The 13,089-nt window shown below is 61.3% G+C and carries 13 protein-coding genes and 1 pseudogene; 13 read left to right on the top strand and 1 reads right to left on the bottom strand.

Translation table 11 applies throughout. The annotated features are described in order from the left end of the window. The first annotated feature begins 137 nt into the window (after positions 1-137). The 8 genes from V0R37_RS17505 (at position 138) to V0R37_RS17470 (ending at position 6,968) form a co-directional block, all read left to right on the top strand. On the top strand, positions 138-1,367 hold the full coding sequence (locus V0R37_RS17505; RefSeq protein ID WP_420375738.1) for a D-alanyl-D-alanine carboxypeptidase family protein: 1,230 nt from the start codon (positions 138-140) through the stop codon (positions 1,365-1,367). A 76-nt stretch (positions 1,368-1,443) separates the two neighbouring features. Next, positions 1,444-2,307: an aminotransferase class IV gene (locus tag V0R37_RS17500; RefSeq protein ID WP_420375737.1), complete on the top strand. Its 864-nt coding sequence runs from the start codon at positions 1,444-1,446 to the stop codon at positions 2,305-2,307. Between the two features lie 53 nt (positions 2,308-2,360). Then, positions 2,361-2,636: a DUF493 family protein gene (locus V0R37_RS17495; RefSeq protein ID WP_420375736.1), complete on the top strand. Its 276-nt coding sequence runs from the start codon at positions 2,361-2,363 to the stop codon at positions 2,634-2,636. A 9-nt stretch (positions 2,637-2,645) separates the two neighbouring features. Continuing rightward, positions 2,646-3,335, top strand: coding sequence for a lipoyl(octanoyl) transferase LipB (gene lipB / locus V0R37_RS17490; protein ID WP_420375735.1), 690 nt, complete (start codon positions 2,646-2,648; stop codon positions 3,333-3,335). Positions 3,336-3,424: 89 nt separating this feature from the next. Then, the gene (locus V0R37_RS17485; protein WP_420375734.1) at positions 3,425-4,210 is read left to right on the top strand and encodes an enoyl-CoA hydratase; all 786 of its coding nucleotides are present in this window, start codon (positions 3,425-3,427) and stop codon (positions 4,208-4,210) included. Between the two features lie 202 nt (positions 4,211-4,412). Then, the gene (gene lipA, locus V0R37_RS17480; RefSeq protein WP_420375733.1) at positions 4,413-5,408 is read left to right on the top strand and encodes a lipoyl synthase; all 996 of its coding nucleotides are present in this window, start codon (positions 4,413-4,415) and stop codon (positions 5,406-5,408) included. A gap of 187 nt (positions 5,409-5,595) precedes the next feature. Continuing rightward, on the top strand, positions 5,596-5,964 hold the full coding sequence (locus tag V0R37_RS17475; RefSeq protein WP_420375732.1) for a helix-turn-helix domain-containing protein: 369 nt from the start codon (positions 5,596-5,598) through the stop codon (positions 5,962-5,964). A 95-nt stretch (positions 5,965-6,059) separates the two neighbouring features. Continuing rightward, on the top strand, positions 6,060-6,968 hold the full coding sequence (locus V0R37_RS17470; RefSeq protein ID WP_420375731.1) for a formylglycine-generating enzyme family protein: 909 nt from the start codon (positions 6,060-6,062) through the stop codon (positions 6,966-6,968). 32 nt (positions 6,969-7,000) lie between these two features. On the opposite strand, the gene V0R37_RS17465 is transcribed toward V0R37_RS17470, so the two are convergent. Beyond that, entirely contained in the window at positions 7,001-7,750 is a 750-nt protein-coding gene (locus V0R37_RS17465; RefSeq protein ID WP_420375730.1) for a Crp/Fnr family transcriptional regulator, read from the bottom strand. Between the two features lie 240 nt (positions 7,751-7,990). Between V0R37_RS17465 and nirK the strand changes: the two are divergent. The 5 genes and pseudogenes from nirK to V0R37_RS17440 all read left to right on the top strand — a co-directional run. Beyond that, positions 7,991-9,070 (top strand): annotated as a pseudogene (nirK, locus tag V0R37_RS17460) (copper-containing nitrite reductase); the annotation flags it as partial. A 12-nt stretch (positions 9,071-9,082) separates the two neighbouring features. Then, positions 9,083-9,412, top strand: coding sequence for a c-type cytochrome (locus V0R37_RS17455; protein ID WP_420375877.1), 330 nt, complete (start codon positions 9,083-9,085; stop codon positions 9,410-9,412). Between the two features lie 151 nt (positions 9,413-9,563). Then, positions 9,564-11,147: an ABC transporter substrate-binding protein gene (locus tag V0R37_RS17450; protein WP_420375729.1), complete on the top strand. Its 1,584-nt coding sequence runs from the start codon at positions 9,564-9,566 to the stop codon at positions 11,145-11,147. 15 nt (positions 11,148-11,162) lie between these two features. Then, positions 11,163-12,137, top strand: coding sequence for an ABC transporter permease (locus tag V0R37_RS17445; RefSeq protein WP_420375728.1), 975 nt, complete (start codon positions 11,163-11,165; stop codon positions 12,135-12,137). A gap of 62 nt (positions 12,138-12,199) precedes the next feature. Beyond that, positions 12,200-13,087: an ABC transporter permease gene (locus tag V0R37_RS17440; protein WP_420375876.1), complete on the top strand. Its 888-nt coding sequence runs from the start codon at positions 12,200-12,202 to the stop codon at positions 13,085-13,087. Positions 13,088-13,089: the final 2 nt, after the last annotated feature.

Here is a 13,089-nt window from a genome sequence, read left to right as displayed (position 1 = left end):
GAATAAATCTGGTTTCATTCGCTTGCGGTTTTCTTATTGAAACAGTGGATTGGCGGGTGTAACCGTCAGCTTCGTCTGCCTATAATGGTCTTTTGCTCCGTGCCTGCCGCAACGGATCCTCCCTATACGATATGCCGATGACTTTAAAAAAATCCCGCCTTGCATTTCCCCATCTTTCACTTTTTGCCGCTGGCTGCGTCCTGGCCCTGGCGCCGGCCCTGGGCTTCGCCCAGGGAGCAACACCGATCCCCGGCGCCACTCCCGCGGCACCCGCCATCGTTACGGCGGTGGGCGAACTGGCCACCGTACCGGCCCCCAGCCTTACCGCCAAGGCATGGCTGACCCTGGACGCCACCAGCGGCCAGATCATCGCATCGCAGAACCCCGACGAAAGGGTCGAGCCTGCCTCCTTGACCAAGCTGATGTCGGCCTATCTGGTTTTCGATGCCCTGGAAAACAAGCGCCTGACGCTGGACCAGAACGTGACGGTTTCCGAAAAGGCCTGGAAGACCGAAGGCTCGCGCATGTTCATCAAGCCGGGCAGCCAGGTGACGGTCGATGAACTGTTGAAGGGCGTCATCGTCCAGTCGGGCAATGACGCCACGGTGGCGCTGGCCGAGGCGGTCGCGGGCAGTGAAGACGCCTTTGCCGCGCTGATGAATCAGGAAGCGGCCAAGCAAGGCTTGCGCGATACGCATTTTGTGAATTCCACCGGCTTGCCCGATCCCACCCACTTGACCACGGTGCGCGACCTTGCGATTCTGTCCAGGAACCTGGTCGTAAAATTCCCGCAGTATCTGCACTACTACAGTCAGAAGGAATACACCTACAACAAGATCAAGCAGAACAACCGCAACCGCCTGCTCTGGACCGATCCCACGGTCGATGGCTTGAAAACCGGGCATACCCAATCGGCGGGCTATTGCCTGGTGGCCACCGCGCTGCGCGATGGCCGTCGTGTGGTGTCGGTGATCGTGGGCGCGGCCAGCGATTCGGCGCGCGTCGAGAACAGCCTCAAGCTGTTGAACTGGAGCTTCCAGAACTTCGATACGATCAAGCTGTTCGATAACGAGAAGCCGGCGGTCAATGCCCGCGTATGGGAAGGCCAGGCCGAAACCGTAGGCCTGGGTTCTCAGGCGCCCACCTGGATTACCGTGCCGCGCGGCAAGGGTCCGCAGGTCAAGCCGGTGGCCCAATACACCCAGCCGCTGATCGCGCCGCTGAAGCAGGGCGCCAAAGTAGGTACGGTGTCTTTGTCGCTGGATGGCAAGCTGTTGAGGCAAGAACCTTTGTATGTCCTGAACGACGTCGCCGAGGCGGGCTTCTTCGGGCGCGTCTATGACAAGATACGCCTGCTGTTCGAATAGATAAAATAAAGGCCTGCGGCGGTATTTTCCGGCGCGGGCCCGTCCCCCTTAATTCGTTCCCTGCAAGGCGTAGATAATGATTCCCGATGTCGACAACGACAGTATTGTGTATCTGAACGGCAAGCATGTCCGTTTGGGCGATGCGACCATTTCAGTGCTTGATCGCGGTTTTATCTTTGGCGACGGCATATACGATGTGGTGCCGGCCTATAACGGCAAGCCCTTCCGCATGGATGGCCATTTGGCGCGCCTGGAGCGCAGCCTGGCCGCCATCGGCATCAAGGTGGACTTCCAGCGCAGCGACTGGGAAGCCCTGGTCTTCGATATGTTGAAACGCTCCGGCCTGGGCGATTGCATGGTGTACCTGCAGGTCACCCGCGGGGTGGCCAAGCGCGATCACGCTTTTCCGGCCAATGCCGCGCCCACCATTTTTTGCATGGTCTCGCCTTTCACGCGTCCGGGCGCGCAGGCACGCGAACAGGGCCTGTCGGCCGTCGGCATCCCCGATATCCGTTGGCTGCGCTGCGAGATCAAGTCGGTGTCGCTGCTGGGCAATGTATTGGCCAAGCAGCATGCCGTGGATGCCGGCGTCGACGAGGTCCTGCAGTTCCGTGACGGCTTTTTGTCGGAAGGGTCTTCGTGCAATATCTGGGTCGCCAAGGACGGCAAGCTGCTGGCGCCGCCGCGCAGCAATCTGATCCTGGAAGGCATACGCTATGGCTTTGTCGAAGAACTGGCCAGCCAGGCGGGCATTGCCTTCAACGCGCGGCCCATTTCCCAGCAGGAAGTCGACGCCGCCGACGAACTCATGCTGTCGTCGGCAACCAAAGAGCTCTTGCCGATCACGACCTACAACGGCAAGCCTGTGGGCGGCGGCAAGCCAGGCCCCATATATGCCGCATTGCGCGCCGGCTACGACAAGGCCATTGCGGCGCTTTAAGGAGCAGGCCGTCATGCCCGCGTCAAGCAGGCGATGGCGGCCGTACCAGGACCATGCAAGAAATCCCGCCCGAACAATCCCTGATCGAATACCCCAGCGATTTTCCCATCAAGGTCATGGGCAGGGCGCATCCTGATTTTGCCCAGACGCTGACCGATATCGTCCTGCAGTTCGATCCGCACTTCGACCCCGCTACGGTCGAGATGCGGCCCAGCAAGGGCGGAAAGTACATCGGACTGACATTCACGGTGCGAGCGACCTCGCGCGAGCAGCTGGATGACCTGTACCGCGCCCTGCATGCCCACCATATGGTGTCCATCGTTCTCTAGGCCGCCGCAATGATCGACTCTCAATGGCTGCCCAGGCCCGCAAGCTATGCGAGGGTATGGCTGGCCATGCGCGATTTCACCGAAGCCCGCAATGCCGCCACTCCCGACCGCATCTGGCTGGTGGAGCACGATCCGGTCTATACCCTGGGCCAGGCGGGCAAGCCCGAACACATCCTGAACAGCGGCGGCATCCCGATCGTGCAGTGCGACCGGGGCGGACAGGTTACCTATCATGGTCCGGGGCAAGTCGTGGCTTACTGCCTGGTCGACCTGCGGCGCATGAAGATCTTCGTCAAGGAATACGTGGCCTTGCTGGAAGACGTGCTGATCCAGGTGTTGGGCGAACTGGGCTTGGCAGGCGCCTGCCGCAAGCCGGGGGCGCCCGGCGTATATGTGCCCTATGCCAGCCTGGCAGTGCCGCGGGCAAAGGCGGCGGGCGGCGAACTGGCCAAGATCGCCGCCCTGGGCATCAAGATACGAAATGGCTGCGCCTACCATGGCCTGGCATTGAACGTCGATATGGACTTGTCGCCGTTCCTGGGCATCAATCCTTGCGGCTACGAGGGACTGAGGACCGTCGATTTGCGGTCTTGCGGCATACACGCTACCGTGGATGATGTCGGCGAATTGCTGGCGGCCCGCCTGAACGACGCGTTCGACGCCCATCTGGAAGGGCAGGTGGCGGCAACAGCCCAATAAACAAGCATTTTGCAGAACAAGCATCCTGCCCGGTCGTTGGGCAATCGAATCGGCCAGACAAGGTACCAAACAATAATTCGGAGACAATCATGAGCACAGACGGCGAATTGCTATTGATCGACAATGTCGATGGGGTGATAACGCTTACCTTGAACCGACCTGATCAATTCAACGCGCTTTCCGAGGAATTGCTGGGTGCGCTGCAGCGCGCGTTGGCCGATATCGCGGGCAACGAGCAGGCGCGTTGCGTGGTGCTGGCCGCCAATGGCCGGGCGTTTTGCGCCGGCCATGACTTGAAGCAGATGCGCGCCAATCCCGACCAGCGCTATTACGAGCAGCTATTCGCCCAGTGTGGCCGGGTCATGCAAAGCATCGTCAACCTGCCGGTGCCCGTGATCGCAAAGGTTCATGGCACGGCCACCGCGGCGGGCTGCCAGCTGGTGGCCAGTTGCGACCTGGCCATCGCCTCCGAAACCGCCAAGTTCGCCGTATCGGGTATCAATGTGGGCCTGTTCTGCTCGACGCCGGCGGTGGCGCTGACACGCAATGTGCCCATCAAGACCGCTTTCGAAATGCTGGTGACCGGGCAGTTCATCAGCGCGGCCGACGCGGCCGGCAAGGGCCTGATCAACCGCGCGGTGCCGCCCGACGAGCTGGACGCCCAGGTCGATGCCCTGGTGCAGGTCATTTGCAGCAAGAGCCCGGTTGCGGTGCGCACGGGCAAGGCCATGGTCCAGCGCCAGCGCGGCATGAACCTGGCCGACGCCTACGATTTCGCCGGCCAGGTGATGGCGCAAAACATGATGGCCGAGGACGTGGCCGAAGGCATCGACGCTTTTACGCAAAAACGCCAACCCGTCTGGAAAGGGCGCTGAACGCCGCAAGGGCTCTCCATATCCGGGCTGCGGAAAGGGCGATTAGGCGGGGCAAGGCGGGGCGCGTTAAAATGACGTTCCGATTGCATGTCCGGCGGGCGCCAAGGCGGCCTCCGGCTGTGGTCTTTTCTTTGAATGGCGAAGGCGTGAAGCACGCCGCCGCTTTTAGCGCCAAGCCCAGGGGCTTTGCGCAGGAATCCGTATGACTACTCCCGTTGATCAGTCTGCCGTCCGTAAACCCACCGTGCGTCCCGCGCCTTACGACCCAATGCAAAAGCAGAAGTCGGCCGACAAGACCTCGCGTATTCCCATCAAGGTGGTCCAGGCCGAACGCCTGAAGAAGCCGGAATGGATACGCGTGAAGGCCGCCGCGCCGGGTTCGCGCTTCTACGACATCAAGAAGATACTGCGCGAGCACAATCTGCATACGGTGTGCGAAGAGGCGTCCTGCCCCAATATCGGCGAATGCTTCGGCAAGGGCACGGCCACGTTCATGATCATGGGCGACAAGTGTACGCGCCGCTGTCCTTTCTGTGATGTTGGCCACGGGCGCCCCGATCCGCTGGATGTGGACGAGCCGGTGAACCTGGCGCGCAGCATTGCCGCCATGAAGCTGTCGTATGTGGTGATTACGTCGGTCGACCGCGACGACCTGCGCGATGGCGGCGCCGGCCATTTTGTGGAATGCATACGCAAGGTGCGCGAGCTTTCGCCCACGACGCGCATCGAGGTGCTGGTGCCCGATTTCCGCGGCCGCCTGGATCGCGCGCTGGGCATCCTTAACGAGGGCCCGCCCGATGTGATGAACCACAATCTGGAAACGGTGCCCCGCCTGTACAAGCAGGCGCGTCCGGGGTCGGACTACCATCATTCGCTGAAGCTGCTGTCCGAGTTCAAGGCGCTGCACCCCGATGTCCCGACGAAGTCGGGGCTTATGCTGGGCCTGGGCGAGACGGACGAGGAAATCCTGGATGTGATGCGAGATTTGCGGGCGCACAATGTGGATATGCTGACGATAGGGCAGTATTTGCAGCCGTCCGAGCATCATCTGCCGGTGCTGCGCTATGCGCATCCGGATGTGTTCAAGATGCTGGAGCGCGAGGCATACGCGATGGGGTTCTCGCACGCCGCCGTTGGCGCGATGGTTCGCTCTTCATATCATGCGGACGAGCAGGCTCATAAGGCTGGGGTGGCTTGATCGGCTTTAGTCAATTCGTGTAGACGTTCTATAAGAGCGGTGAAAGGGTCTTTGTTCTGGAACAGAGGCCCTTTTTCTATGGGATTGACGTTACTTCTCGGTTGGGGGCAGGGCTTGCAATCCAGTATTCCAATTGACATGAACGCAGGATTTGTCCTCACCGCCAACTTTGATGACAAAGGCGTTTATGGCTGGGCTTGGCCCGGCTGGACGCTTTGCGGTTCTGGCTGCGCCAGAACTCCCCGCGCGTCGGCTCGATTCAGGGCGGCCGCGAACTCGCACGTCGGGCAGCCCCCGGCTGCCCGAAAGCGCCGTGCTCGAGCAGCGCGGCCTTGCCTCCCTGAATCGAGCCGCCACGCGGCGCACGCGTAAATCGCCGAGCCAAGCCCAGCCCAGCCATAAACGCCTGGTCCAGGAAATGCTGGCACGTATCAATGTGTCTCTGGATACGATCTGGAACTGGGAGCTGGGTCGCCGATATTTCATGGGTGCGGCCAAGGCGTTGTTGCGTGTGCTGGATAGGATGCCGCAGCTTTGCCTGGATGCGCTGACTTGATGTTTCTTTGCGCTGCAACAAAGACGGGGCGGTACGGGAAGGGTTCAATACAGATGTAGAGCCGGAATACCGGCGGGCATTGAAGGTATTGAATCATGCGCGGCACCCGAAGCATTGCAAGAGTTGGCATTGTCGTCCTGCTGGCCGGCCTGGCGGCGGGATGCAAGATGGACGGCGGGGCGGATGCGTCCGATATGGCGGGACGCATTCCCGTCGCCGCCGGGGCAGCCGCGGTGGATCTGGTTTCAATACCGGCGGGCACGCTCACTTATCATCCTTCAGGCGAGTACCTGAAGGACGGGTATCCGGTTGCGCCGCCGCAGGCTGTGGTCCGCTTCGATAGCGGCCTGGCCATGATGAAGCGGCAGGTCAGCCAGGCCGAGTATGCCGCTTGTGTGGCGGCCGGCGCCTGCAAGAAGCTGGATGGATCGCAGCGCGGGACGGCGTCCCCCGACCTTCCGGCGGTTGGCGTCAGTTGGCACGATGCCACGGCCTATGCGGCCTGGCTGTCGAAGAAGACGGGCAGCCATTATCGTTTGCCGACGTATGCGGAATGGGTGTACGCGGCGGGGCCCGCCTACAAGGAAGATGTGATACTGGATGCGTTCGACCCCGCCGATCCGGCGCAGCGCTGGCTGGCTGAATACGCGCTGGAAACGCAGCGCAAGGTGGCTGTGGATGCATCGTTGCGGCCTTTTGGCGGCTTCGGCGCAAATCCGGCGGGCTTGCTGGATATGGCGGGCAATGTGTGGGATTGGACCGATACCTGCCACGCGCGGCGGCATATGGATGCGGCCGGAGGTTTCACGACTACGGGCGAGAATTGCGGGATCCGGGTGGTGGCGGGGCCGCATCGCAGCTATATCACCGATTTCATACGCGACCCCAAGGGCGGCGCCTGCTCGGTGGGTGTGCCGCCCAGCAATCTGGGCTTCCGGCTGCTGCGCGACGACGCCAAGGCCGGCGCGGTGACGCCGCTACGCGAACGGCTGCGCGTCATGTAATGCCGCCGCCGGATTTTGATCGCTGAACTAAATTATGTCTGGCTGGCGCCGCGCGTAGCGGCCTGCTGCCGCCCGGCGCAAGCTTGCGCGGGCCCTTCGGCCAGGCGGATAAGATCGTCCGGGGCGCAGACCACGATGCGCTTGCGCCCGCTGTTGACCAGGCCGCGCTCTTTCCAGGCGCTTAGCAGGCGGCTGACCGTGTGCAGGGTGGTGCCGGTCATTTCGGCGATGTCCTGGCGGGTGATGGGAAAATTGATCTGTATGCCTTCGGGCGTTTCTTCGCCGGACTGGTCGACCAGCCGCAAGATGGCGCGCGCGACGCGCTGCTCGACTTCTTCCGTGGACAGCTCGCGTATGCGCGAGTGCGCGTCCTGCAGGCGCTGTCCGACCGTCTGCAGCGCGTTCGAGGCGAAATGGGGATTGCCGGCAATGAACTGGTCCCATTCCGACGAAGGCCAGGCCAGGGCGATGCTTTCCTGGACGGCGATGGTGGATGCGGGGTAGTGGCTGCGGCGCATGGCCCGCGCGATGCCGAAGACATCGCCGGGGTTGACATAGCGAACCACGACCTGCTCGCCTTCGGCGGTAACCTGTACCACTTTAAGATGCCCATGCAGCAGCACAAAGAAATGCGTGGCTTCTTCGCCTTGCTGGAAGGCGGCGTCGCCGTCGGCCAGCCGGCGGACTTGCGCATGTTGCAGAGCCGCGTCCAGGGCTTCGTCGGGCAATGTCCTGAAAAGCTCAAGGTTCTTGATCAGCGTCCGGCTAAGCTGTGATGGCATGGAATGTCCCTGCTGCTGGCAATGCTTTGATTCTACCATCGGCCTGTTGCGGGACTTGCGCTAAATCATTGATTTTTCGCAGGTGTTTGTCTGAGTGTGCCAAACGCCGAGTGTTGTTTTATAGGTGGAAACCCTAGGAATGTGCCTTGAAGTTTGCGCTGCAACAAAGAAGGAAACCTCCCCGGATCGTTCAATAGAGCTGTCGACATTCACGACATATTGATAAGAAGGGAGTTGCAAATGAAAGCGTTCCGTCCAACCTTGTTAGCCGCCGTCATGACCGCCTTGATGGCTGGTGTCCCTGCTCTGGCTGATACGGCCGATAAGCTGGATCGCATCAAGGTCGACCTGCTTGCGCCGCCCATGGTGCATGCGCACGAGCAGAAGGCCACATCGGGCCCCAAAGTCGTCGAGTTCCGCATGACGATCGAAGAGAAGAAGGTCGTGATCGACGACAAGGGCACCACATTGCAGGCCATGACCTTCAACGGCTCCATGCCGGGACCCACGATGGTGGTGCACGAAGGCGATTATGTTGAAATCACGCTGATCAATCCGGCCAGCAATGCCATGCCGCACAACGTCGATTTCCACGCGGCCACCGGTGCGCTGGGCGGGGCCAAGCTGACAGATGTGAACCCGGGCGAGCAGGCCACTTTGCGCTTCAAGGCCGATCGCAGCGGCGTTTTCGTCTATCACTGCGCGCCTGAAGGCATGGTGCCCTGGCATGTGGTCTCCGGCATGAGCGGAACCCTGATGGTTTTGCCGCGTGAAGGGCTTAAAGACCCCGAGGGCAAGCCTTTGCACTATGACAAGGCTTACACCATAGGCGAGTTCGACCTGTACATTCCCAAAGACGAGAACGGCAAATACAAGGACTACAAGACCCTGGCCGACAGCTATGCCGAAACGGTCGAGGCGATGCGCAAGCTGACGCCCACGCACGTGGTGTTCAACGGCAAGGTCGGAGCCTTGACGGGCGAGGGCGCATTGAAAGCCAAGGTGGGCGAGACTGTGCTGATGATCCACTCGCAGGCCAACCGCGATACGCGTCCGCACCTGATCGGCGGACACGGCGACTGGGTGTGGGAAACAGGCAAGTTCGCCAATGCGCCTGAAAAGAACCTGGAAACCTGGTTCATACGCGGCGGTTCGGCGGGTGCGGCGCTGTACACCTTCAAGCAGCCCGGCGTGTATGCCTACGTCAACCATAACCTGATCGAGGCATTTGAACTGGGCGCGGCGGGCCACTTCGTGGTCGAAGGCAAATGGAACGACGACCTGATGAAGCAGATCAAGGCGCCGGGCCCCATCACCAAGGAAAACGCCGCCATGCTGGAAGCTCGGGCGAAGAAACAGGCCGCCGCAACGGCTGCTCCGACCAAGGCGGTAGCCGCCGCCGGCGCAAGCAAGGCCACCTCGCACCCGGCCGGCGAAAAGCTGTACAAGTCGGCTTGCGTAGCTTGCCATAGCACCGGCGTGGCCAACGCGCCCAAGCTGGGCGACAAGGCGGCCTGGAATCCGCTGATTGCAAAGGGCATGGATTCGTTGATGGAGGTCGCTCTTAAAGGAAAAGGCGCCATGCCGCCTCGGGGCGCATCATCGGCCGACGACGCCACTTTGCGGGCCGCGGTCGAGTACATGATCGGAACGGTGCAATAACTTCATACGTTTCATGGGGAAAATACCGATCATTTAACGACGCTTAGCTGGCTACACTCGCTCCATGTCTTTGGCATGGAGCTTTTTTTCGTTCTTCCGCAGTGTTATTGGCTTACCCGTCTAACTGATTCATATAAAGGGCAGCATAACCATGAAGTCTCTACGCAAAACCATTCTGTTGTCGGCCCTGGCCGCCAGTTTCTTCGCCCTGTCCGGCCTGGCGCAGGCGCGTGATCTGACCATAGCGCTGCGTTCCGAACCCAGCTCCATGGACCCGCAGTTCCATTCGCTGACGCCCAACACACAGCTGTCCGAAACCCTGTTCGATCCGCTGGTGCGCACCGATGGCAATGCCAAGCCCGTACCTTCGCTGGCCGAGTCCTGGACGGTCGATGGTAATGTCTGGACCTTCAAGCTGCGCTCCAACGTGAAATTTGCCGACGGCTCGCCCTTTACGGCGGAAGACGTTCTGTTCACTTATGCGCGGGTACCCAAGGTGCCCAACAGCCCGTCGTCGTATTCGCTGTATTTAAGTACGGTCGACAAGGTCGAGGCGCCCGACCCCATGACGGTGCGCATCACCACCAAGGGGCCTTCGCCGGTGCTGCTGGCCAATCTGTCCATGGTGCCCATCATGTCGCACAAGGCGGCGGCGGGGCCGGCGCCCGAAGGCAAGACCACGGTCGAGCTTAACCGGGGCGATGGCCTGGTGGGCACCGGACCCTACAAATTCGTGTCCTGGAAGCGCGGCGCGGAAATCGTCTTCGAACGCAATGATCATTACTGGGGCGAAAAGCCCGCCTGGGACAAGGTCATCTACCGCCCCATTTCCAATTCGGCGGCCCGGGTGGCTGCCTTGCTGGCCGGCGATGTGGACATCATCGAAGATCCCCCCACCGATGATCTGCCCAGGTTGAAAAAAGACAAGAACCTGCACATCCAGGAAACCCCCTCGGTGCGCGTCATCTATATTGCGCTCAACCAGGGCAAGGATGTGCCGCCCGGCGTGTCGGGCACCGATGGCAAGAACCCCCTGACCGACCAGCGTGTGCGCCATGCGCTGTCGCTGGCCATCGACCGCAAGGCCATTGTCGAGCGCATCATGGATGGCGTGGGCTTGCCGGCGGGCAATCTGCTGGCCTATCCGGCTTTCGGCACCTCCGAAAAATACTCCAAGGCCGCAGCCGCCGATCCCGCGCAGGCCAAGAAGCTGTTGGCCGAAGCCGGCTACCCGAATGGGTTCGCATTGTCGCTGGGTTCTCCGGCCGGCCGCTACACCAACGACCAGCGTATCGCGCAGGCGGTGGCGTCCATGTGGGCCCGCATCGGCGTCAAGGCGGATGTGCAGACCATGGCGCCTCCGGTGTTCTTCAAGCAGCGCAACGCGTATGCATTCAGCACCTATCTGGCGGGCTGGGCGGCCAGTTCGGGCGAGATGCTCAATCCCATGACTTCGCTGGTGGTCACCAAGGATCCGGCCAAGGGCCTGGGCACGACCAACTGGAGCAAATACTCCAACCCCGAGGTGGACAAGCTGGTTATGGAGGCGTCCAAGACCCTGGACGACGACAAGCGTTCGGCACTGCTGCAGAAAGCCAGCGGCCTGGCCATGGACGACTATGGCATTTTGCCGTTGCAGTTCGAGCTCTCGGTCTGGGCCATGAAAAAGGACATCCGCTATGGAGGGCGTGCCGACCAGATGACACTGGCGCAATACATGACGCTGGCCAAGTAGCGCGGGGCCGCCCCAGTGCTATCGGCTATAGTCCGCCGCTTATTGCAGACGCTGCTGGTGGTGCTGGTCATGTCGGCACTGGTGTTCGCCGGGCTTTATCTGGTCGGCGACCCGGTGCTGATGCTGGCCAGCCCGGAAGCCACCGATGCGCAGCGCGAGCTGATTCGCCAAACGCTGGGGCTGGACCTGCCTCTTTGGCAGCAGTACTTCATTTTTCTGGGCAAGGCCATACATCTGGATTTCGGCAATAGCTTCCTGACCGGCGAGTCGGCCATGCGGCTTATTCTCGAACGCATGCCGGCCACGCTGGAGCTGGCGACGCTGGCCATGTTCCTGTCGCTGGCCATAGGCGTACCCTTGGGCGTCTATGCGGGCCTGCGGCCCAACAGCCCGGGTGCGCGCGGCATCATGGCGGGTTCCGTCCTGGGTTTTTCGCTGCCCAATTTCTGGGTGGGGCTGATGCTGATCATGCTGTTTGCGGTCATGCTGGGTTGGCTGCCGGCCGGAGGGCGCGGGCCGGTCGTATCATACGGTCCCCTGGACTTAAGCGTATTCAACTGGCAAGGGCTTAAAAGCCTGCTTTTGCCGGCCTGTACCATCGCCACGGCCAAGTGCGCCCTGATCATTCGGGTTACGCGGGCCGCCACGCGCGAATGCCTGCCGCAGGACTACATCAAGTTTGCCCGCGCCAAGGGGCTGCGTGAAAAACGGGTGTTGGGCGTGCACCTGCTCAAGAACATCCTGATTCCCATTGTGACCATAGGCGGCCTGGAGTACGGCCAGGTCTTCGCCTTTGCCGTCGTGACCGAGACTGTGTTTTCATGGCCGGGCATGGGCAAGCTGCTGATCGATTCCATCATTACGCTGGACCGGCCCGTGGTGGTGGCCTACCTGATGCTGACGGTGGTGTTCCTGGCCACATTGAATCTGCTGGTCGATATCGCCTATACCATCCTGGACCCGCGAGTGAGGCTGGAGGCTTCGGCATGAGCAAGATCCGGATGGATTCCGCCATGGGGCCTGCGGGCATGCCGGCCGAACCGTCGGAGCCGATGGTGCCGGCCCATGAAAGCCTGTGGCGGGTTTTCCTGGCCCAGTTCCTGTCCAGCAAGCTGGCCGTGTTCGGGCTGATCCTGCTGCTGGCCTGCCTGGCGCTGGCCATATTCGCTCCGTGGATCGCGCCGCAGAATCCCTTCGACATCGGTACGCTGGACATCATGGACTCGAAGATGCCGCCGGGCAGCACCAATATGGATGGCACCATCACCTATTGGCTGGGCACCGATGGGCAGGCGCGCGATATTTTCTCCGCCATTCTGTATGGACTGCGCATCAGCCTGTTCGTGGGTTTTGTGTCGGTATCGGTGGCCTTCCTGATCGGCGCGGCGGTGGGCCTGGTGTCGGCCTATTTCGGTGGACGCATCGACGCCTTGCTGATGCGCATTGTCGACATCCAGCTGTCCTTCCCGTCGATACTGGTCGCCTTGATCCTCCTGGCGGTATTGGGCAAGGGCATCGACAAGGTCATCTATGCGCTGATTGCCGTCCAGTGGGCGTATTTTGCACGGGCGGCAAGAGGGGCAGCCATTGTCGAGCGCAATCGCGAATACGTCGAGGCGGCGCGCTGCATGTCGCTGTCGTGGCACCGCATACTATGGCGCCACGTTTTTCCCAATTGCATACCGCCGCTGATGGTCATCGCCACCATCGACCTGGCCCATGCCATTGCGCTGGAAGCCACCTTGTCCTTTCTTGGCGTGGGCGTGCCGGTCACCGAACCTTCGCTGGGCATGCTGATATCCAACGGCTTTGAATTCCTGTTGTCAGGCAACTACTGGATATCTTTCTTTCCAGGCATCGCGCTGGCGCTGGTTGTCATTGCCATCAACCTGGTCGGCGACCATCTGCGCGATATCCTGAATCCGCGCAACGAAATCTAGGG

The organism is Pollutimonas rozaliensis, from assembly GCF_048751585.1.
Taxonomy (GTDB): Bacteria; Pseudomonadota; Gammaproteobacteria; order Burkholderiales; family Burkholderiaceae_B.
The sequence above is the reverse complement of the archived record's forward strand: the minus strand, read 5'-3'. Positions and strand labels throughout refer to the sequence as shown.